This is a genomic window from Mucilaginibacter endophyticus (genome assembly GCF_003351025.1).
GTDB classification, from domain to species: Bacteria; Bacteroidota; Bacteroidia; order Sphingobacteriales; family Sphingobacteriaceae; genus Mucilaginibacter; species Mucilaginibacter endophyticus.
The window spans coordinates 165,612-188,759 of the sequence record NZ_QPCG01000002.1; the positions used below are offsets into that span (position 1 = coordinate 165,612).

Below are 23,148 nucleotides of genomic sequence, written 5' to 3' on the forward strand. Positions count from 1 at the left end.
TTTAAGATTTTCGTAAATCAATTGGGATTTCTTTGATGACTTTAGCTGGATTTCCGCCAACAATTGTCCACGGAGGTACATCTTTTGTAACTACGCTCCCTGCACCTACGATTGCGCCTTCGCCGATAGTCACCCCTTTTAAGATAATACAGTTCATGCCGATCCAGGCATTAGAGGAAATCTTGATTGGCTTCGTATTTACAACCGACCAGTTTTTATTTTCTATAAAGTTGCGCCCTGCCCTGTAATCTTCTAATTGTGTTTTTATGTCGTTTTCACGCTCCCGATAATCAACAGCGTGTGAATCGTGATCGTAAAAGTATGATCCCCATGCAACAAATACATCATCTCCGAACGATACGGAAGAGCGGCAAATGATTTTAGAGCATCCAATATAACATCTATTACCTATTGAAACATTGCCATCCGAGCTTTCGAATATTACATCACAATCTAACATGCAGTCATCTCCTACAATAAGATACTTTTTTTCAGACTGCGGATAATTTAATGTAAGGTTAAAGTTTCCTAAGAAATGAGAATTACCCGCATCGATAAATCGTTTAAGGGCCCCGATCTTTTTATTCTTTTTGACCTGTTTTAAATAATCGACTATTTTAAAAAACATAATAGAAAAGCTATAGACAGGAATTAATTTTTAAAAAGTTTTGATATCTTGCTTTTAACCCTGGATATGACTGATGCGGGTTTATAGCAATTTTCAAATAAAAAATTATCCGCTTGCTCATCTACCATAATATTTGCAGGGTGCTTGATGTAGCCTAATGCATTAGTGCCTAAGGTTAATCTGTCATACCAAAGTGGTTTGTTCATTGTATGCGTGCCGGCGTTACCAAAACCGATATTATCGATCAAATTAACATTTGGCACTATGCTAATACCGTTGTATAACCACGTATTGTAATGCCATTGATAATCCCAGGTGTCAATGTTTTTTGCCTTTGCTAAGGTTTTTGCCCAAAAAACTTGCTGTTTTTTATCCTTGAATATTTTATTTAGGAAGTTTTTATCAAGCATTTTATCTAAATCTTTCATGTGATAATCGTAGCTTTTCCAGGCCCTTGACCATGTGGCCCATCCCCATATGCCGCCGTAGTTTGAAAAGTAATATGAATTATGGCCTCTTTTATGCCCGCCCTGGAGGTTGGTGCCGCTGATGGCCCAAACATGGTCATCGTTTTTATAATATTCCAGATTTTCTTCGCAAAATGAAAAGAAATCGGGATGAGGTAAACAATCATCTTCTAAAATGATGCCATATTCAACCTGTTCAAAAAACCAGCTAATGCCACTTGATACGGCAAGGCCACAACCCATGTTGTGTTCTCTGAACAACGTTTTTACCTCACAATCCCAATCTATTCCATTCAAAATATATTCTTTTACTGCATTAATCTTTGAAACATCCTGGTCATTGTTGGCTCTCGGACCGTCGGATGCTATAAACAGGTATTTAGGTTTTTGTTCTTTTATGCGCTCAAATACCCTGATAGAAGTATCCAACCTTGTAAAAGTTAGTAAGAGTATGGGGATTTTAAATGCCATTATTAATTATATAAATACCAATAATTATTGAGGTTTATAAAAGAACACTATTCGTTTAATCAAGTTTTTTAAAGAGAAGTCTTTATATCGGTAATCTTTAAAAGGTGATAATCTTAAATAATGCCAATATTCTTTTTTATATGGATGATTATTTAAGTACAACCAGGGCTTTGATGTTCCTGCAAAGTGAACCACTACCGGCTTATCTTTTAGGCGTTTAGTAAGATGTTTTTCATTAAATGTTGGCGACAATGGTTTCCATTTGTTGTAGAAAAATATATTTAAAACATCTTGATCCCACCATAAAAGTCTCTCCATATATTCTTTGGCAGTAGCAATCAACCCTACAGATACTTTATCTGATTGCCACTTTTCAAGGTTAATATACATTACACCTGCATTGAAATATCTTTTTGCAGGAATTCCAAGCCTGTTCATCCGATGAAGGCTTTCGATATCAACAAGATCTTCTACAGCTGAAAGGTAGTTTCCTTCCAGATCAAATTCAACCAATGCTCTGAGCGACCCTAATACTAAAAGATCTGAGTCAAGGAATAAAGCAGTTTTGATATTCTTCGGCATTATTTCAGCAATCATCAATCTGAAATACGTAGCCTTTGATACATGATGTGTTAAAGTATAATTATTAAATGAAGAGCTTTCAAGTGACAATAAACTGATCAGAAGGTTGTACTTAGCTTTAAAAAATGCTTGTATTTCGTTTATCAATGTTAAATCTTCTAAATCATGAATAACAAATATATTTAAATTCAAATCGGGATTGTTTTCACAAACTGAGATCAGAGCTACCGTAAAGTGCTGTATGTAAGCCTGATCTATAGTGAATATAATATTTAATGTCTTTTTCAAAAAAATTCGATTATCGTTGTTATTAAAACGTATTAATTTCTACCGATGCCAAGGCTTTAACGATACTGTTTGAAGGAATTGATTTGTAAATTAAGCAGTTGGCTCCAATTATTACATTGTCGCCAATAGTTACCCCTTTTAAAATAGTAACGTTACTCCCTATCCAGCAATCTTTACCGATAGTTATGGCACCCAATGTATACTCACTTGGGTGTGTTTTTACTATAGGGCTTTTCTCATAGGCGTGGTTATGGTCATACATTTTCACCGACTCCCCGATAATTGTGTTGTCACCTATTGTAATCTGATCCAAACAGTTTATAGAGCAGTAGTTATTAAAAAATATGTTATTCCCTATGGTAAGCTTCGCCTTACTAAAAACTAAAACTGAGCAGAATTCCTTAAAAATTACGTTGTCGCCAATATTTATGTTAACATCGGGATAAGCCGCGTTAATGTTCACGTTTTTGCCCATAATAAGGGTAGGGGCGATATTGATAGTATCGCTTTGGGGAAAAAGCCGGTAACTTTTTACCGAAAATAATTTTCGCAGTATGTTTTTTAAATAACGATACATAGGTTTAACAACCAAACTGAATATTGTCTATGAGTTTGTTCACAAAGTTCTTTATTTTAATTGCAGGCTTTCCAATCTACCAATGATTGCTACTGGGATATGGGCCAATCTGCCAAATGATTTTATAAGAAATTTAATTGTTTTAAATGTTATTGATGGTAATATTTCATCAGTTTCTTTAATTGCAAAATAAGCGTCGTCAAATCTACGTAACTTGATCAGGTTGTTAATTAATGGGAAAAATACTTTCTTCAATGCGTTAGATAGATCTCCCGAATTAATTAGCCCGGGTTCGTAGTTTTTTGTAAATACAGCTAACTGGGCTAAGAGCATGTTTACACTATTTTTAGAAACATTGGTTTCATGTCTTCGGTAATAAAAGAGTTTTTGCGGTAGTCCGTAGAAATCAGCTCCAACTCTGGCTATTCTTAACCAATAATCCCAATCCTCACAACCCGAAAAAACTCGTTCTTCATTTTGAGGGCCTATAGTGTCTACCAAAGATCGTTTAACAATTACCGACAAAACAGGAATGTAGTTTTGCTGGTATTGCATTTGATACATAATATCATGAGATAATAACCTACCTGTAAATGTTGGATAAGGCATTAAGTTATTGAATTGCTCATGATCATTGAAAATAAACCCATCTGAATAAATAACCCCCGCTGTAGGATATTCCTTACTTGCCTGGATCTGCAGGCTTAATTTTTCTGGTTCCCAAAGGTCATCAGAATCTAAAAAGGCAATCCAGGCACCTTTTGAGTTTTTTATTCCGTTGTTCCGCGCAGCTGCCATTTTTTGGTTAACCTGATTGATCAGTTTGATCCTTGAATCTTCTTTACTGTATCTTTCTACTATCTCTTTGGTGTTATCAGTCGATCCGTCATTGATAATTATTAGTTCCCAATCAGTGTAGCTTTGCTTTAATACCGATAATATCGAAGCTTCTATATATTTTCCTGCGTTATATGCAGGCATTAAAATTGAAATCAGTTCCATCGTAATTAATTATCAAACATCAGTTCAATAGTTGTTATTTAGCAAAAATCTTTTTCATTAAATCCCTAAACAAGGATTTGTTTATTAACACCACTGGTATCAGAAATAAGATTGATATTAATAGTGTGTATAAAATTAAAAGCAGCCAGCTGTTTATAACGTAGAATTTCTGTTTAAGCAGATAATACAAAAGACCATCAAAAGCAGAGCAGAGCAATATCGGTTTCAATAAAGTTTTTAAATAGGACAGGGCAGTGCCACCTAAATACTTAACCGAAAGGTATGGGATATACCAAAATGAAGTTAATACCCCCCCTACAATAGTCCCAATTATTACGCCGTTCAGTCCATATTTTTTAACCAGAAAAATGGAAAGGCTAAGATTTATCGCGGCTTCAATTAAAGCCATGACAGAAATGCTTCTTGCAACCCCAACGCCGTTTAAGCACACCGAAGTAACGTGTATGAAAGTAAGCTGTATCAGGTATAAATACGCTACCGAAGCCGTAAATGACATACCGGCATAATATTCATTGCCCACCCATAATTTTATAAAAGGAAAAGAAGTCAATATCAAAATCCAAAAAATTGTGGTTGTAAAAGATAGGGTCAATTGCATAATCCTATCATGGGTATTTTTCAAAGCTCCCCCCGAGTTTTTTTGCTTTGATAGCTCAACCAATGCGGGAAAAGAGTTGTCGGAAATCTTCCATATTACTTGCGAAGAAAGTTCTGGCAGTTTAGTGGTAAATGAATATACTGATACCGCTGTCAATGACACAAATGTGCCTATAATTATCCTGTCTGTTTGAAATATCACCTGTACAGCAATGCCAACCAGAAATAGTGAAAATCCATAAGAAAACATATCCTTAACTAAGGCAAGGTCAAATTGCCGGATATTAATACGGATATATGGATAGTGTTTTCTTAACTGGTAAATATTCAAAATAGAGCTTAAAAGAAACACAATAACCTGGCTGTAAACAAAGCTCCACAGGTCATATCCTAAACAAACAAAAATTACAGTTAATACTGTGTTTGCAAAATTCAATATGAATGATAAGGTATTGAATAAAGTTTGTCGCTGGTGCGCAAAAAAAATAGCAGTAAGAGCTCTCAATATTAATTGAAATCCTAACAAAATAGATAAAACTGAAACAATCTGGTGAACAGTATTGGTGTATTTAGCAGGTGCATTAAATAGTTTCGCGGCAAAAGGCGCAAATATATTCCCGCTTAGCATAATAATAACTGCAATTATGCCATAAACAATTACGGCAGTTGATATGATTTTTTTTATTATTTCCCTGTTTTCTTCAGAGTCTTCTCTTGTGCCTGCCAGGTATCTTTCAACTCCTGCAATTAGTCCAAAATCAAACATCCCTAAATAAGCAGTGATTTGAAATATAATTATTGATAGGCCATAAACTTCCGAACTTAAGTGACTAATTATAATAGGTACAGAAAAAATACTAACAAGTACAGATATAATCGTATAAAACTGTGATGATAATGCCCCGAAAAAAGCCGATTTAGTTCTGCTCATATGTATTGTTTGGTAAAGCTTAGTAAGAGGCTTATACTTAAATCTGAATTTATGGGTCCAGATGCGATATTTATTTTTTGTTTAGGTTTTAAATTAAGTCTGCGCTTAACGCAGGATCAAGAATTAATAAAAAAACAGTAATAAGTAACTTAATTCAATATGTTATGATAAAGCTTTTTGGATATAAAAAATACGGTTGTTAAAATCGCCCCAATAAAAAAGCCTATCATAAAACCCTTTTTCTTTCCAAGGAATACTTTATCAAGAGGAAAGGCCGGTTTGTCTATCACTTGTATAAGTGGAGTCTCCTGCCTCAAAGTGATTTTTCCTAATTCCAGGTTTTTCACCATCTCGCTGTAGATACCTGTATTGGCCTGTACATCAATCTGCTTTTTTTGCGAAGGAACCCTTAGTGTTAACAATGATGGATTAGCGTTGGGCGCGGCGTCTAACGCTGAAGCTACAGCACCTATTGAATTATTAAGAACCGACTTAACACTATCAACTTGCTTTTGTAAAATGAAAACATTGTGTGCAGTTTTTTTTGTTTTTGTTTTTATATAAAAATCGTTAACTGTTTCAACTAACTTGTTGTTGAACTCCATAGCAAAAGCTTCATCTTCAAATTTTGTATCTACTTCAATGATATTTAACTTTTTATCGGGTTTGCTTACCGTTAGTGAATTTTTGTTGATGTCTATCACTATATTTTTGATAATGCTATCCTGTTGCCTGTTAAAATGATCCGGATCTCCGCTGAAGCTTAGGTTTTTCAACTTATCATCTTTTTGCATGGATTTTCTCAAATCCTTAAAGTCGATATACCTGTCAATCATGAGCTGATCCTTACCGTTAAAATTAGCTTTAGCCAACAAAGTTTTCTCAATCATTAAACGTGACTGATAAAGGGCAAATATGTTATCCCCCTCAAATATGCCTTCGTTACTGCTGCCGCCCAAATTTATTCCCGCCAATGATGCTAACCCTGCGTATTGCCCCATAACGCCGCCTTTTGAGTCTTCTAAAACGAAATTACAGGATGCTACATATTGAGATTTTTTCAAAAAAGCATAACATGCACCAATTATTCCGCCGAAAACTCCTATAGCAATTATAATTTTCCAATTTCGAATAAGGTACTTTAGCCCAAGTTGTATTTTGGTAATTAGTTCTCTTATTGAAATCTCATTTTTAGAATTAGGATTTGCGTTTGATGAATCTTGAATCATATCTTGCACAATAATCTATTTATTCAAACTTAAAATCCCCAAAATAATAGCTCCTAACGAAGCAAGCCCGGTTGTAAATCCTAAGATAGTTTGGGCTGTATTTCCCTTACTTTCTGATTTTTTAGGAACATATATTTCACTGCCCGGCTTAACCGAAGGATGGTTGTTGAAGAACAGGAATTTACGTGTACCTTTTACGGTTCCGTTTGGATAAACCACATAAGCGCCGCGTCTTAAGGCGTCGGGCCCGTAGCCACCTGCATTTGAAACAAAATCATTAAATGATTTTGACTTATCGAATACGACAGCACTTGGATAAAGTACCTGTCCGTTAACACGTACAACCTGCTGTTGCTTAGGCACCCTAATAACATCACCATTTTCCAAAAGCAAATCAGTTTTTGAGCCCGGAGATTTTAGGATTTTATCCAGTTCTATACCTACATAGTTATTTCTTAATTGTGTGGTATCTATAGATGTATTGGTGGAGTCTTTATATGATTTTTTCAACCTATTAATCCGTGCCGAGCGTTCGGCATTGATAGATGCGGTATCCGTTTTATTTTTATCGATACCTAATATTGCAAAATTGTCGCGTTTTAATGAACCGCCGGCTGCATCGGCCGAAGCGGTAAGACCGCCTGCTCTGGCAATCAGATCAGAAATTTTTTCGTTCTTGCTTTTGATAGTATATGAACCAGGGTACAAAACTTCGCCTTCAACCTTTACCGTTTTTTGTTTTTCATATCCGGGCAAACTATAAACCGAAACTATATCAAAAGGAGTTAGCACAAAGTTGACATCTGCAGGTTTCAGATTGCCATCAATATTAACACTAAAAACCTGAGATACTGAACCGTTTTTAGATGATGGATCGGCATCTGTTACCCTCCGGGCCACTTCAATACGGTTCGTACTTGCACCTTCTGCAAACCCACCTGCTTTTAAAATCAGATCTTCTACCTTCATGTTTTCCGAAAAGGCAAATTTCCCCGGCTTCCTTACGTTGCCATTAATTGTAACAGTATACTTATCCCTTAAGTCAAATATAGACGAGATATTAATGATGTCTTCGCGCTGCAGCGGGATATTGGTGGTCTTGTTAATAACATCCTTAACATTAAAACCTATTATTTCGGTACTGTTGTCCGCCTTTAAACGGGTAATTGTACCGCGTTCGGTAAAGGCGTCTTCCTTCAATCCTGCTGCTTTTTCAATTAATTGCAGCAAGGTTAAGCCGCTTTGCAACTCATAATCACCTGGCCTGAATACAGCACCCTTTATAACTACACGGTTCTCAAATCTATATATAATAGGCTCAATCGTATATTTATCGCCTCGTAAAGGGATATAGTTTTTATAATCGGCTTCCAACACATCGGTTATTTTGCGTTGCTGATCGCTTACCTGGGATACTTTGATCCTTGCAGTGTAGGCGCTATCGGTAAAGCCGCCTGCATAAGTGATAACGTTGTCGAGGCTTTCTCCCGGCAATACCTCAAATAACGCAGGTATTTTAATTTCACCTACAAGTTGTACCCTGGTACGGTACGTTGGCACACGTACAATATCCTGATCCTGCAGGGTGATATTATTTTTCTGATCGCCTTTTACTAAAAAGTCGTAAACGTCTAAATGCCGGATAATGCGGTTATTTCTGATAATTTCTATCTGCCTTAAACTTCCATTGTCATTAGGGCCACCTGCTGTATATAAAGCATTAAAAACAGTAGCCAGCGAGGGTAGGGTATAAGTCCCTGGTTTTGCTACCTGACCAATAATGATAACCTGGATACTACGAATATTGCCAAGTGTAACCTGTACGCTTGTTCCGCGGCCAATGGCGTAGTTATTTGCGGCAAGCTTACTTTTTATCAAAGTAGTAGCTTGTTCAATGGTTTTGCTGCCCACATTCAAAATACCAACCCCAGGAATGTTTATATTCCCTTCCGGTGATACATCAAGTTTCCAGTTTACTAATGAACTGCCGTAAACATTTATATTAAGCTGATCGTTAGGCCCAACAATATAATTTAGCGGAGTAGCCAACTTAAGATTGGGTTCAAATGAGCTGTTTTTGTTTTTGAAAATATCGGCCCCGAAAATTTTAGGTCTTAAACTTTCAAATAAATCTTTATTGGTAAAAACAGTATCAGTATCGGGTTTATAGTTAAGCTGCCGTCCCTGTTGAGTGAGCGTTGTATCAGATTTGTTATTGGATGATTCGTTGCTTTTAGTTCTTAATTTTTTTATCCGGATCTCTAATTTTTGAACCTGAGTTGCCGACATTCCTCGGCTTTGAGCCTGTTGAATTAACTCAGCATCAGTTAAGCCGGCTTTTTGAGCCTGCTGCAGCAACTGAATTACCTGCTGGTCTGATAGGTCATCAATGTTGATAGAAGAAATGTTTTGTAAACTGGTTTGGGCTGTGATATTAGTAACCGCTCCGAAGCTAAGCAAAGCAATTAATAATATGAAAAAACGAAATCTATTCATACGTAAAGGTTATCAGAGTATAAAAATAACACTCCAATAAGTGATATTATTTTCTGCAAAAGTAAACAATTTCCCATTTTAAGGGCAGAAGGCGATTTTTTTTAATTTGTAATATAAGTAAGGTCTCGGTCAATAAACTTAAAATGAGCTCAAAAATTGTCCATCAATTAAAAAAATAGGTAAAATTAATTCTTGCATGCAAATTGAATGTTGAGCCGTTTTTGTATTCATAATTGAGCGTGTAAACAGGGGTAGCCTCGGCAGAGATCAGGTAGTTCCTAAATTTCAGATTGGTATAAAATGTACCGGCAATATCCACCCAATGTAAGTTATAGGAATTGGTACCGGCAAAGGCCTGGTAATACAGATCATTGTTATGAAGCTGTCTTTCCAGCATTAAACCGTAAGAATTGTAATTTTTAAGGTAGCTTATATCAAAAATAAAGCTGTTGCCTCCCGGACCAATGCCTGCACCTACATACCTGCCATAGTTGGTATAACCATCTTTAGGGCTTTGAACGTGAACATACCATGATGGCTCATCACGAAGTAAATAAGTTGGAGCCCTTTGAAGCTGCGTTATTTCTGATTTAATCTGTATAAACCCTCCGCGACTAAGCTCAAACAACTTGCGTCCGCCAAAGGTATATGCTGCTGAATGCTCGGGTTCCTCTATTAAATCAGAAAGGCTTCCACTACGGTCATTGCGACCCCATTCAAAGTAAAGTTCGGCTTTGTATAGTGGTAGAAGCTGCCTGATATTAAATGTGTATGCAAAATCCTGCTGATCGCCATTTTGTCCGTTGTACGCATTATTAGCTTTTGCTGAAGATCCGATGATAACCGGGATTACTTTACGAATAAGGCTTTTGTTATGATAAACAGAATCTTTATCAAGATAATCATAAGCAGAGGCGCCAAGGTATAGGCCTTTTAACCATTTGGGTTGCCAGTTTACACTGTATGCCGAAATATATCGGGTAACCTTAGGTTTAGGCACGTATGAATTGTTTCCGTATTTAAGCTTACTGACATCATCAGGTGCAAAGCCAGATTGTTTTAGGTTCCCCCCAATGATTTGCCACTCAAATGAACCTATAGCTGTTTTGACTGGTTTTGTAGAGTTGAATGTCCAGTGAAAAAAGCCGGGAGCCGAATTACTCATTGTAATAGAATTTCTTATACTTGGGCCCCACCACAAATTTTCTGTAGATACTCCGGCTTCCACACTTTTGTATGATAATGTGATTTTTGATTGCCCAGGATAAAGGTGCTTTAAAGATGACGTGCCAAATCGTTCGGGGGCATCAATGCCATTTATGGTTCCAAAGTATGCACCCAGAAGCGCAGTGGAGTTATTATTGGCCTGTACATCGGCAAAGGTTGAAAAATTTTTGTTCTGCGCATAAACAAACTCAGGCTTTACCTGCACGGTCAATATACCGGCTTTTAATAAAAAACCGCCGCTAAGCATACTTTGGTAGCCTGCATTAGGATATAGTGATGAATTGTTATAGCCGTAAGGGCGATTTACATTATATTCATTTAGCCAATTGAATGGAAGGATACGCAAACCTGACGGCATACCCATAAAATTGAATTTTAAGTACTCCGGACTTGCAATTAATGATTGGAGGTTTGAATTAGCCATAGTTGCAGCAACAGGCCTTATAACAAAAGATGAATGATTATTGCTATCTCCGGCCACCTGCTGCCTGCGTAGCAGTTCCTCTGAGTAGCTTCCAACGGGTATTGTTTGGCTATAACCTTTTAATGAAACGAAAAAGCACAGTACAAAAACAGTATAAAAGGATCGGATAGTTATATTAGGGTTCATCTAAAAGAAAGGTTTAGGAAATAATAAATTAACCAATGGTAATATAAAAACATCTATCAGTTATATTGATTAAAGCTTAGGTGTACATTTACCATCTTAAATCAATATTTTGCTATTGATTGATATTTCTATTAACAATTATCGGCTTTTTTTTAAAATTCTAAAACGTTTTTTAAAGTTTAATAAAAAAACTACAATTTGGTTACTTATACGACCTGCTTTATCAAAACATTACAATTGCCTTGAATTAAATTTTTGATGGAAGTGTTAGACGTCTCCTTGTAGTTATAAGATTTAGGATGTAGAAGTATGGTTGATAACGATATTTCTGATTTTGTGACTATCTCTTTTTATCAAGATCCTAAAGTTACATTTTAAACTAATACATCCCGTAGTAAACATGCCATTTGTGATGATGAGCCATCCTAATAACGAAAATATGCTAAATTGAGACGATATGCAGGGATTTTGACACGATACGAAGATATCTGGGTAGAGCTTTTCCTTACTTTTACCGTCTGAATAAAACATCAATTATATATTTTTCATGAATTCATCTAACCGATTTAAATTGTTGATGCTACTGGCCGGTATCTGTATTACCGGCATAGCGCACGCGCAGGACAGAAAAGCTCCTGCTTATCCGCTTATCACGCATAATACTTATTTCAGCATCTGGTCTAACACAGATAAGTTGAACTCCTCTACTACCACGCATTGGACAGGTGCCGAACAATCGCTGCTGGGACTCATCAATGTAGATGGTAAGATTTACCGTTTTTTAGGAAAAGAGCAAACCAACTACAAAACCTTATTAAGCGCATCAGACGAGGCATCGTACAGTGTTAATTATACCGAAAACAAACCTTTGGGTGACTGGACATCCCTAAAGTACAGTACAGCAGGCTGGAAATCTGGTCCGGCCCCGATTGGTGATGACGAAAAAAATGTAAAAACGTTATGGAAATCGGACGACATCTGGGTAAGGCGTACGTTTAACTTAAGCGCTGTTGCAGACATTAACGAGCTTTTCCTGAAACTAAACCACGATGACAATGTGGAGGTGTTTCTTAATGGCAGCAAGGTTTATGAAAAAACCGGGTGGACAAGTAGTTTTCAATACTTCCCTATCAGCAAAAAGCTTTTAAAGGCAGGGGGCAACGTGATCGCTATTCATCTGGCCAACTCGGCTGGTGGTCGTTTTTTGGATTTCGGGCTGGTAGATAAATTGAAAAACAGCACCGGATCAATACTACTGGCCGATCAAAAAAATGTTGATGTAAACGCCACACAGACTGTTTACAATTTTACTGCCGGTAAGATCGACCTGCAGCTAACTTTCACGTCACCATTGCTGCTGAACGATATGAAACTGTTATCGCGCCCGGTATCGTACATTACTTATAAGGTGAATGCAAATGATGGTAAAAATCATGCGGTAAAAATTTTCCTGGGTGCGTCATCAGATATAGCCGTTTATCAACCTACGCAGGTTGTTACCGCGCAAAAATATGGCACCGCAAAACTCTCCGTATTAAAAACCGGTACGGTTGAGCAACCAGTTTTGCAAAAAGGCGGCGATGATATGCGGATTGACTGGGGTTACTTTTACGTAGCTGCACCAAAAGCAACGGGAGCAGTTCAGTTTATTACAAAAGGTACTGAAGCAGCTAACGCATTTGCAAAGGGCACTATTTTGTCAACAGCACCCAAGGGGCGTTCACTTTCGTTAAATACAGTAGTTCCTTTCGGCAAGGTTGGTAAAACTGCTGTTGAGCGTTTTATTGAATTAGGTTACGACGAACGTTTTTCAGTGCAATATTTCAATACTGATCTGAGGCCCTGGTGGAATAACTCGGGTAAAGCTACCATAGAAGGCGAACTGACAGATGCCTTTAGCGAATATCAGTCTGTTATGAAAAAATGCGTAGCTTTTGATAAACAGGTTTATGCAGATGCTTTACGTTCGGGCGGCAAAGAATATGCATATATATGCGTATTAGCCTATCGTCAAAGCATAGCAGCCCATGCGCTGGTTAAAAGTCCGGCGGGCGAAACTTTATGGTTATCAAAAGAAAACAACAGCGGCGGCTTTATAAACACGGTTGATGTAACCTATCCCTCGGCACCGCTTTACTTGATCTACAACCCCGAACTGGTACAAGGTATGCTGAATGGTATTTTCCACTTTAGCGAAACCGGTAAATATCCGCATCCATGGGCCGCGCATGACCTGGGCACTTATCCAAAAGCTAACGGACAAACCTACGGTGAGCCTATGCCAATTGAGGAATCGGGCAACGTGATTATACTTTGCGCCGCCATAGCTAAAGCCGATGGCAATGCCAATTATGCAAAAAAGCACTGGAAAACTTTAACAACCTGGGTTGATTACCTGGCTAAGGAAGGATTAGATCCTAAAACGCAATTGTGCACAGATGACTTTGCCGGCCACCTGGCCCGCAATGCCAACTTATCGGTAAAAGCTATAGTAGCGATAGCTTGTTACGCTCAAATGGCTCAAACATTAGGCGAAGCTGAAACCGCCAAAAAGTATCGCACTATAGCGGAAAGCATGGTGCCCGAGTGGATAAAGATGGCTGATGCCGGCGATCATTACGCGCTTACCTTTGATAGTAAAGATACCTGGAGCCAAAAGTATAACCTGATTTGGGATAAGGTATTAGGTTTGCACCTGTTTCCGCAAAAGGTATATGATACCGAAACCCAATATTATCTTACCAAAGGCAATAAATTTGGTATCCCGCTGGATAGCCGTAAAACATATACAAAAAACGACTGGATAACCTGGACTGCGACGTTTGCGCCTCAAAAAGATCAGTTTGAAACGCTTATACATCCACTTTACGTTCATGCGCTGGAAACCCCGTCGCGCGTGCCGCTAAATGATTTTTACGATTCAAAAACCGGCATAAGGGAGAACTTTAAAGCACGGAGTGTGGTTGGTGGTTTTTATATGAAAATGCTGGCCGATAAATTAAAAGCAGAATAATTTACTTCATGCATTTATATGCGCCCTGTCCGTTGTCTTAATACGGGCAGGATTTGTTTTAACCTTATTCAATTAAAAGAAACCTGTTATCTAACCGCATTACTCAAGCGCCATTGTTTACGCGAATAGGTGAGTTCTTTCTTTATATCGCATATCCCTGCGATTGCCTTAAGATAGCTGTTGTATTTCTGGTTCTCAATATCGGCAATATCCTGCCGTTCTGATTGCCTGTAAACAGGAAACGCCTCAAATCCTATAATTTGAGGCGTTTTGAAATAACTTTGTTCGTTTTAAGCGGAGAGTTAGGGATTCGAACCCCAGGAACCTTTCACAGTTCAACAGTTTTCAAGACTGCCGCAATCGACCACTCTGCCAACTCTCCGGCGACAAAAGTACAAATCTGAACCGAATTGCCAAATCCGAAAAGGTACTTTAAGCCCAAGTTAAGCCAATGTTACAACACACAGTCTGTTTATCAGATTATTAGAATTTAATTTTTTTTACAAAAAATCATTTTCGCTGCGAAAAACAGCTAAAAACAGCCCGTTTTTTATCATTAGCAATTCTGCAGATCGGGTTCAAACGTTCGCATGCTATCAAATAGCATGGCAAAACCTTCGGCCATTTGCTGAAATAATTGCTCATCGAGACTGTATCTAAGCGAGCTACGTAAACCGTAGGCTTTTATGATCCCCAGCCGTCTTAATTCGGATAGGTGCTTGGTTATCGTTTCGTGGTTAAAAGGAATACTGTATAAGCTTTCTTTGCCTACAGAATTGCCATTAGTCATAATAATACGCACAATGGCAATTCTCACAGGCAAAGCAAGAGCTTTAGCAAAATTAGCCAGTTCATTGTCGGTAGTTGAAAATTTCAGATCGAAATAAGGCATAACTTATCCATACGTTTTTAATTGCATTATGCAGTGTGTTAGCCGCACCGAATGCAGATAATAAATAATTAAGGAAACATTGTAACAGGTATCAGCAGGAGAGGAAACCTAATAAATCAAATTTTCCAGGTATGGATAATAGAAAGGATATTGGCTGTATAAAAGATTTTATGAGCCCGGAACCTGTTCGGATCGTCAATTTTTGTCAGGCACCTGAACGGACATAATTCACAAACGCGTATTAGCTTGAATTGGTTACTTAAAGCGACTAAGTTTTTACCAAAGATGACACGCGGGCGTGATAGAAACAGAACAGGGATCGATTTACCGTTAGTTGCGCTTGAAATAATAGGGGTATTTTGCTTTATCTGATTGCCGGCAGTAAAGTGTTGCCCGGTTTTAGTATGACCGGCAACTTTAGGGCAACGTGTAACATATAAGCACGAAAAAAAGAAGTATCCTATTGCTATAAATAAACACAGTATTCTTTTTCCTAATGATATTGACCTCATGAACCGGCTTTTCAAATATCAAAAATAGGATTGCAATGTTATGGATGTGTTCCTTAATGATTAAAATAACGTTAACTGATTCGGGGTTTAATTCGTAACTTGTATAAAGATTATGAACCGGGTCTTTGATTGATGACCAGATGCGTTAAAATATTATTCATGTGTTTGTTGCTTTTGAATACAGTTAGTCTGCACGCGCAAAGCAACAGAAGGATTTGTTTTGCCTTTTATGGCGGCACTTTTAATGCCGAAGTTGATACACAGACTGTGGCTGCTACCGGCTCCATGTTGTCAGAACAGAATATAAAGGGCTTTTACGATGCCGTTGATGCCCGTAAGTACCACCCATTACTCATGGCGCTGCAAAGTTACAAGGAGGAGCATCAACTCAACGACTGGCTTTATTACCAACTTGTGCGTAAAACTGCACAGCAGATATTCCCCAAAGAAAAAAACTACAACAACTATACCTTATATAAATGGTTCCTGATGGTTAAATCTGGTTATGATGCGCGATTGGCGGTGGCTGGCAAAAAGATCATTTTTTACGTTTACAACAATGAGGATATATCTGATATACCTTCATATACAGTTAATAATAAAAAGTACATGTGCCTTAATATTCATGACTATCCGGGTACCGATCTTACAAGACAGGCTGCTACTCCCGTTGAAATCGATGTTCCCGGGGCTATAAATCCGTTTTCATACAAGGTTACACGGATGCCTGATTTTACACCGGCAGATTACATCGAAAAAAATCTGCAGTTTACTTATCAGCATAAGGCATACTACTTTAAAATTAAGCTCAACCCGCTGGTTGACTCTATTTTCAGGAATTACCCTGTTGTTGATTTTGAATCCTATTTCAATATTCCTTTAAGTAAAGAAACCTATGGCTCGCTGATCCCCTTACTTAGACAAAATGTGAGCCGGATGGATATAAAAAAAGGGGTTGACTACCTGATGCGTTTTACACGCTATGCTTTTTTGTATGAAAACGATGAACTGAACTTCGGCCGGGAAAAACGGTTAAGTCCCGAAGAAACACTGTTTGCCCAATATAGTGATTGCGATGATCGGGCGGGCTTATTCTTTTATTTGGTGAAAGAAATATACAATTTGCCTATGATAGCGGTTTTATACCCAACTCACATCACTATGGCAGTTCAGTTTGATAAACCGGTAGGGAAGCCCTTACTTTATAAAGGAAAAGCATACTCATTTTGCGAGCCTACGCCACAATTACATGATCTCAAGATAGGGCAGGTATCAGCATCTTTAAAGCAGGTGCCTTATAAAATTGTATACGAATATAACCCATAAGAACTGGAGGTAGCCTATCCAACCTTTTGTTCCGCGTTATTAATGGCGCTTAACATATTTTCAAATTGGGCAGTATAACGGTTCCAGGTTGGCCAGTTAACATCGTACAATGATTTCTTACCGTCAATGGCAACAGTGATCAACCGCGCATCCATTAATTCCTTTAAGTGGTGAGATACAGTAGGTTGTGCCAATGGAAGTATCTCAACTATTTCGCCGCAGGTAAAATGCTTATTTTGTGCTAAAATACGCATGATAGCAATCCTTGCAGGGTGTGATAGTGCCTTCGCTACCATTGATATATCCTGATCTGTTGCTGCAAACTCAGCCTTTTTATGATTAGCCATGTTTAAATGTGAGTTACAAATATATAACCCATATTTAAAAATGAATAATGGAACCTGTAGCACTTCATTTAATCTTCATGATATTGGATAAAATCGATCTTCTTAAATTTAATTTAATATTCAAGATATTCGATTTGATAATTTTGAGTTAACATGAATTTAATTTAACGGGGATACTTTTGACCCGTTATTAAAAATTTATGAAGTCAAAATCTTTACTCCTGCTAATCTTATCCGTATTTTTCTTTACACTGAAAGTATCTGCGCAAGGTAATGGCAAGATCATTGGCAAGATCATCGATCAAAAAACCAGTGAAACGCTTATTGGTGCTACTGTGGGTATTGATGGCACAACTAAAGGCGCCGCTGCCAACGTAGATGGCCGTTACGTGCTTACCGATGTAAAGCCGGGTAAATACACCTTAGTTATTAAATATATAGGCTATCAAACTAAATCAATTTCGGATGTTGAGGTTAAAGCCGGCCAGGTTACTACGCTTGACATAGCGATGGCTTCAGGAGCGACAACAGCACTTAAGGAAGTTGTGGTTAAATCAACTTACCGTCAGGCTTCAGTTGCTTCATTATATGCCACTCAAAAAAATAGCGCTTCTATTTCTGACGGTATCTCTTCAGAGCTTATTCGCCGCGCGCCCGACCGCAATACCAGCGACGTGTTAAAAAGGGTAAGCGGTACTACTATCCAGGATAATAAATTTGTAATTGTAAGGGGCTTGAGCGACAGGTATAACAGTGCGTCGCTTGATGGAGCTCCGCTACCAAGTACCGAGCCTAACCGTAAGGCATTTTCATTTGATATTGTTCCGTCAAACCTTGTCGAAAATATTGTGATCAGCAAAACCGCAACTCCTGATCTTCAGGGCGATTTTGCGGGTGGCAGCGTTCAAATCCAAACCAAAGATATACCTGATCAAAACTTTGTAAGTCTCAATGTTGGCGTAGGTTATAACTCTCAAAGTACCTTTAAAGATTTCAAGAACGGATACCGTAATGCCAGCGATTACTTTGGTTTTGATAACGGTACACGCAAACTGGTTAGCAATTTCCCTACAACAAACCAGATCGTTAATCGCCAGCTTAGCCAAACCCAAACTATCCAATCAATCAACAGTCTTAATAACGATTTCAGCATTTACAGAAGTAACGCCTTGCCTACACAAAACTATCAGTTAACAGTAGGTAATGTGCAGGAACTTGGGGCTAACAAAAATAGGCTTGGTACAACAGTTTCGTTAACTTACCGTAACTCACAAACTACAGTTCCTGATTTGATACAGCAGTTTGATAACTATGATTATCACAGCGCCCAATACAAATTTTCAACTAATATAGGTGCGTTGGCCAACTTCGCTTACAGCTTTGGTAAAAACAAAATCACGTTTAAAAACCTGTACAACCGTACGTTTGATGATCAGTTCACCTACCGCACAGGCTCAAACACCAGCGATGGCAGCTATGACTCCCGTTTTTACGCTAACGATTTGTTAGAAAAATCATTACTAAAAAGTACACTTGAGGGCGAACATGGCTTAGGTGCTAAAAACTCAAAAATTAAATGGAACCTGGGCTTTAGCAATATCATCAACGATCAGCCGGATCAACGCAAAACCAACTATAGGCAAGGTGCTGCCGGCGAACCGTTTTACGCGCAGGTTACTGGTTTAGCTAAACAAAATGCCCGTGTATTTTCTCATCTGAACGAAAATATTTATTCTGGGAAGGTAGATTATTCTGTTCCTGTTGATCTGTTTAAGCAAAGCACATTGAAGCTGGGAGTTTACTCGCAATACCGCAAACGCGATTTTAACGCGCGTTTCCTTGGCCTGGTTATCAATACAAGTAATACTCAATACGATATTAACACTATCCTTCAGCGGCCAATTCAAACCATATTTGGCCCTAACCTGATCAATAACGGTTTGTACTCGCTTGATGAAATTTCAAACCCTACCGACAGGTACGATGCCAACAGCTGGACTAATGCAGGTTACGCCATGCTCGACAGCAAGTTCAGCGAGAAGATACGTGTAGTTTATGGCTTAAGGGTAGAAAAGTTTGACCTTAAACTGCATACCGAAGAAACGGATATGCAGCAGCCGCGTGCACAATTAAATAACACCGATTTCCTTCCTTCTGTAAACTTTACATATGCTTTAACACAGAGGGCTAATTTCAGGGCATCATACTATCGTACACTTGCAAGGCCAGAATTTAGAGAGTTAGCGCCATTTGCATTTTACGATTACGAATTGCTGGCCACTTTGCAAGGGGAGCCAAACCTGAAACGTACATTGATTGATAATGCCGATTTAAGATATGAGTTTTATCCTGCGGCCGGTCAGATCTTTTCGGTATCTGTTTTCTACAAAAAATTCCAGAATGCTATTGAGCCTAAAATAGAAGACTCTAACTCGTCAACCACAATCAGCTATTTTAACTCAAAATCGGCTTACGTATATGGTTTTGAATTAGAGGCGCGTAAAACACTTGATTTCATTAACGGTGGCAACTTCTTTAAAAACACAACAGCTTACGCCAACTTCTCGCTTAACCGCTCAAAGGTAACTAACCCCAATGATGGTATCGTACGTCTGGAAAAAAGCCGTCCGCTGGTAGGGCAGTCGCCTTATGTTATCAACGCGGGCTTACAGCACAACGAGCTTGATAATAAGTTATCTATCAATGTACTGTATAACAGGTTGGGCAAACGCATTTTTTACGCCGGTGGCGAAAGGTTTTCAAGCGTTTACGAACAACCACGTAATGTGCTTGATTTCCAGATCGGTTACAAAGTACTGAAAAGCAAAGGCGAAGTTAAATTCAGTGCAAGTGATGTACTGAATCAGAAATACAATTTCATATACGAGCTTGATGGTAAGCCATACATTCCATCCGGAACAGGCTATACCTTCAAAAGCTACTTGCCAGGCGCAAACTATGCTCTGTCATTTAACTACACATTTTAAGAAAAGAACATAAAAAAAACAACTGATTCCAAAAAAGCAAAAATTATGAAAAAACAGGGATTATTTTTAACACTTGTTGTCGGCCTTTTTATCGCGGCCTGCGGTAAAAAAGATGCTGTGATCGATCCAAACCCACCAACCGGCGGCGGTTCAGACAATAATGTTGTTACTGTAACCGGCGACATCGCAGCCAACACTACCTGGAAAGCTGACAAAATCTATTTAATTAAGGGCTTCGTTTATGTAACTGACGGCGCTACTTTGACTATCGAACCAGGTACCCTGATAAAAGGTGACAAAGCAAGCAAAGGTACTTTAACTATCACCCGCGGTTCAAAAATCATGGCCGTTGGTACTACTGATAAACCAATTGTATTTACTTCTGCATTTGAAGCAGGTGCCCGTTCAAACGGTGATTGGGGTGGTTTGATCCTTTTAGGTAAAGCTCCGGTTAACCAGGGCGACAACGTAGGCATCGAAGGTGGTTTAGATGCTAAAGGTAACGCTGCTAAATACATCCAATACGGTGGTACCGACGTAAATGACAACTCAGGTACGCTTAAATATGTACGTGTTGAGTACGCCGGTATTCCGTTTTCACCAGATAACGAAATTAACGGTATCACTTTCGGCGGTGTAGGTAAAGGTACTACAATTGATTACGTTCAGGTTTACCGTTCAGGTGACGACGCTTTTGAGTGGTTTGGTGGTACAGTAAATTGTAAGCACCTTATTGCTATGGGTAGCTTAGACGACGATTTTGATACTGACTTCGGTTTTGCCGGTAAAATTCAGTTCGGTTTAAGCCAGCGCTTTAAAACCATTGCAGATATTTCTGGTTCAAACAGCTTTGAAAGTGATAACGATGGTTCAGGTTCTGACAAAACACCACAGACTTCTGTAGTATTCTCAAACATGACTTTGTTAGGCCCATACACAAAATCTGATGAAACTAACGTTAACGCAAACTATCAGCACGGTGCTCAGATCCGTCGTAACTCTGCTTTGAGCTGCTTTAACTCAATTTTTTCTGGTTACGCAGAAGGTATCTATATCGACGATTCAAAGGTTACTACTCCTAACTCAACTTCAACTAACTATACTGCAGGTCGTTTAGTATTCAAAAATAACCTGGTTTTAGGTAGCAATAAAAAGGGTAACGAAGTTAAAGGTGAAAACAAAGCCTTATTTGAAACCAAACTTAGGGCTGAGAACGTGTTTAATGCTGCTATCTATGCAGACGCGGTTATTAACTCACCATTCAAGTTTTCATCTGATTTTGCTAACGCCGGTACTCCTGATTTTACTGTTAAAACAGGTTCAATCGCTGCTTCTGGTGCTGCATTTACTGATGCTAAATTGAATGATACATTCTTTGATAAAGTTGACTATAAAGGTGCTTTCGGTTCAACAGATTGGACTGCTGGCTGGGCTAACTTTGATCCACAAACAATGCCATATACTACAGCGGGCGCTGTAAAAAAATAATTTAGCACATCCCCAAAAAAAGGTTCCCCGGTAATTGGGGAGCCTTTTTTTATTATTGTTATATCCTGAAATTTTCTGCCTAAGAATATATCATGCCGTCTCCTAAATATACCGAAACTGATAGCGAACTTGCCTGGTTTGCCCGTTTGCTGGCTTTGCCTGTGCGGGTTTATATTGTTAGAAAAATCATTGAAAACAATAATGCTATAAGCAAAAAGGATATCTGTGATGTACCATTTGAGATGGAGAATATCCTAAAACATATAACCGAACTTAAAACACTCGGGTTGGTAAAAATCAACGGATCTAAGCTTAACACCATCTACAGTGTTGACATCGCCTTGTTTAACCGAGTTGCGGGCAGGTTTGTATCGCTTTTCGGCAGTTTAAGTTCGGTTATCGATTTGCCGGTTGTGGCAGAATTGCCTGAAACCATGCAGGAAAAAAAGGAGCCTGCTACAAATACGTCTTACACCGCAAGTTTTGGTGAGCTAATAAAAAGATACAGGCGCTCGCTCAAGATGTCGCAGGAGGAATTAGGGCAGCTTGTCGGAATAGACCGCTCGGAGCTTAGCCGTATTGAATGCGGAAAGAAAAGTCCCGGTGCCGAAAAATTGCCTTTATTGTCACGTGCACTCAAAACAGATATAGATACACTTAGTAAAGAGTATTACAGTTTCAGAATAGTGAACCTGGTAGAAGAAAGCGGCTTTAGCGGTATCGTACTTGAAAGCGCGCTGGCTAAAATGAATTATTTGTTTGCGGCTGTCTGACAGATAGCTTGTTAACATAAATTTAACGCGCTTTTTTGTAGCATAATGCTTAGGAGAAACGTAAAGGTTTATACAAATTAACCTTAAGCATGAAATCAAAACTTATCTTGCCATTATTACTGCTTAGTAGTACTTCGTTGTTTTATTCCTGTAGTAAACAAAAGAGCGAAAAAAATCAGCCTGCCATAGATGGTAAAAACTTAACGACCTGTGGCGAAGGATCTAACTGTAGTTTTTTATTCACCGAACAAGCTGATTTTGAAGGGTACACCACCCTTAAACCAGGTGTATTTCGCGTATTTTGGAGTAGCCAGCGTACATCAGGTATTACGACTACTTTATACATCAAAGCCCCTATGCAGGGCCAAAGCTTTTCACTAACTAAAACGGATATAATTGGTGGCAAGATCCAGTTTAATCGGTCATGTCCGGCATGCCTTATGTATGAGGCGCCGTTTAAACCTGTAGATGGCTACGTTAAAGGTATCAATACCACTCCAAATAACCGGGCTGATCAAACAAAATGGTTGGTAGAAGCAAAAATCTTTTTACAGGCTGATGGGATCCCACAATTAAAAGACACAGTTTTTGTCAAACAATATTTTGACCCTAATTTTGTGATTGATTAAGAGTTTGTCATTATCCTGTAGTAAATTCTTAAAGCCTTACGAAGTTTCCAAAACT

General features: G+C 38.4%; 17 protein-coding genes and 1 tRNA gene. 6 read left to right on the forward strand and 12 right to left on the reverse strand.

Annotated features, from left to right (window positions below; translation table 11 throughout):
• Position 1: 1 nt before the first annotated feature.
• From DUL71_RS32660 to DUL71_RS08275, 9 genes are all read right to left on the reverse strand, one after another.
• Entirely contained in the window at positions 2-628 is a 627-nt protein-coding gene (locus DUL71_RS32660) for an acyltransferase (protein ID WP_114937659.1), read from the reverse strand.
• Between the two features lie 23 nt (positions 629-651).
• Positions 652-1,566: a glycosyltransferase family protein gene (locus DUL71_RS08240; protein ID WP_114937660.1), complete on the reverse strand. Its 915-nt coding sequence runs from the start codon at positions 1,564-1,566 to the stop codon at positions 652-654.
• Between the two features lie 24 nt (positions 1,567-1,590).
• Positions 1,591-2,436 (reverse strand): glycosyltransferase family 8 protein, encoded by an 846-nt coding sequence (locus DUL71_RS08245; RefSeq protein ID WP_161964397.1) that lies wholly within the window; start codon positions 2,434-2,436, stop codon positions 1,591-1,593.
• Positions 2,437-2,458: 22 nt separating this feature from the next.
• The gene (locus DUL71_RS08250) at positions 2,459-3,013 is read right to left on the reverse strand and encodes an acyltransferase (protein ID WP_114938497.1); all 555 of its coding nucleotides are present in this window, start codon (positions 3,011-3,013) and stop codon (positions 2,459-2,461) included.
• Between the two features lie 51 nt (positions 3,014-3,064).
• A complete protein-coding gene (locus DUL71_RS08255) occupies positions 3,065-4,015 on the reverse strand; it encodes a glycosyltransferase family 2 protein (RefSeq protein WP_114937662.1) in 951 nt (316 codons plus the stop codon).
• 34 nt (positions 4,016-4,049) lie between these two features.
• A complete protein-coding gene (locus DUL71_RS08260; RefSeq protein ID WP_114937663.1) occupies positions 4,050-5,564 on the reverse strand; it encodes an oligosaccharide flippase family protein in 1,515 nt (504 codons plus the stop codon).
• Positions 5,565-5,713: 149 nt separating this feature from the next.
• The gene (locus DUL71_RS08265) at positions 5,714-6,793 is read right to left on the reverse strand and encodes a GumC domain-containing protein (protein WP_114937664.1); all 1,080 of its coding nucleotides are present in this window, start codon (positions 6,791-6,793) and stop codon (positions 5,714-5,716) included.
• A gap of 15 nt (positions 6,794-6,808) precedes the next feature.
• The gene (locus DUL71_RS08270; protein ID WP_114937665.1) at positions 6,809-9,289 is read right to left on the reverse strand and encodes an SLBB domain-containing protein; all 2,481 of its coding nucleotides are present in this window, start codon (positions 9,287-9,289) and stop codon (positions 6,809-6,811) included.
• A 163-nt stretch (positions 9,290-9,452) separates the two neighbouring features.
• On the reverse strand, positions 9,453-11,126 hold the full coding sequence (locus DUL71_RS08275; protein WP_114937666.1) for a capsule assembly Wzi family protein: 1,674 nt from the start codon (positions 11,124-11,126) through the stop codon (positions 9,453-9,455).
• Between the two features lie 577 nt (positions 11,127-11,703).
• Between DUL71_RS08275 and DUL71_RS08280 the strand changes: the two genes are divergently transcribed.
• Positions 11,704-14,139 carry a glutaminase family protein gene (locus DUL71_RS08280; protein WP_208645536.1) on the forward strand — a complete coding sequence of 812 codons (2,436 nt, stop codon included), beginning with the start codon at positions 11,704-11,706 and terminating at the stop codon, positions 14,137-14,139.
• A 295-nt stretch (positions 14,140-14,434) separates the two neighbouring features.
• Here DUL71_RS08280 and DUL71_RS08285 read toward each other — a convergent pair.
• Together DUL71_RS08285 and DUL71_RS08290 are read right to left on the reverse strand one after the other, a co-directional pair.
• Positions 14,435-14,521 (reverse strand) — tRNA-Ser (locus DUL71_RS08285).
• Between the two features lie 174 nt (positions 14,522-14,695).
• A complete protein-coding gene (locus tag DUL71_RS08290) occupies positions 14,696-15,031 on the reverse strand; it encodes an ArsR/SmtB family transcription factor (RefSeq protein ID WP_114937668.1) in 336 nt (111 codons plus the stop codon).
• 671 nt (positions 15,032-15,702) lie between these two features.
• Here DUL71_RS08290 and DUL71_RS08295 point away from each other — a divergent pair.
• Positions 15,703-16,869 (forward strand): hypothetical protein, encoded by a 1,167-nt coding sequence (locus DUL71_RS08295; protein ID WP_244228722.1) that lies wholly within the window; start codon positions 15,703-15,705, stop codon positions 16,867-16,869.
• Between the two features lie 14 nt (positions 16,870-16,883).
• Here the strand turns inward: DUL71_RS08295 and DUL71_RS08300 are convergent, their stop codons facing one another.
• A complete protein-coding gene (locus tag DUL71_RS08300; RefSeq protein WP_114937670.1) occupies positions 16,884-17,216 on the reverse strand; it encodes an ArsR/SmtB family transcription factor in 333 nt (110 codons plus the stop codon).
• 200 nt (positions 17,217-17,416) lie between these two features.
• Between DUL71_RS08300 and DUL71_RS08305 the strand changes: the two genes are divergently transcribed.
• The 4 genes from DUL71_RS08305 to DUL71_RS08320 all read left to right on the forward strand — a co-directional run bounded on the left by DUL71_RS08305 (position 17,417) and on the right by DUL71_RS08320 (position 23,093).
• Entirely contained in the window at positions 17,417-20,203 is a 2,787-nt protein-coding gene (locus tag DUL71_RS08305; RefSeq protein WP_114937671.1) for a TonB-dependent receptor, read from the forward strand.
• Positions 20,204-20,248: 45 nt separating this feature from the next.
• A complete protein-coding gene (locus tag DUL71_RS08310; RefSeq protein WP_114937672.1) occupies positions 20,249-21,691 on the forward strand; it encodes a hypothetical protein in 1,443 nt (480 codons plus the stop codon).
• 92 nt (positions 21,692-21,783) lie between these two features.
• The gene (locus DUL71_RS08315) at positions 21,784-22,464 is read left to right on the forward strand and encodes a helix-turn-helix domain-containing protein (protein WP_114937673.1); all 681 of its coding nucleotides are present in this window, start codon (positions 21,784-21,786) and stop codon (positions 22,462-22,464) included.
• An 89-nt stretch (positions 22,465-22,553) separates the two neighbouring features.
• Complete coding sequence (locus DUL71_RS08320) at positions 22,554-23,093, forward strand: hypothetical protein (protein ID WP_114937674.1); 540 nt, start codon at positions 22,554-22,556, stop codon at positions 23,091-23,093.
• Positions 23,094-23,148: the final 55 nt, after the last annotated feature.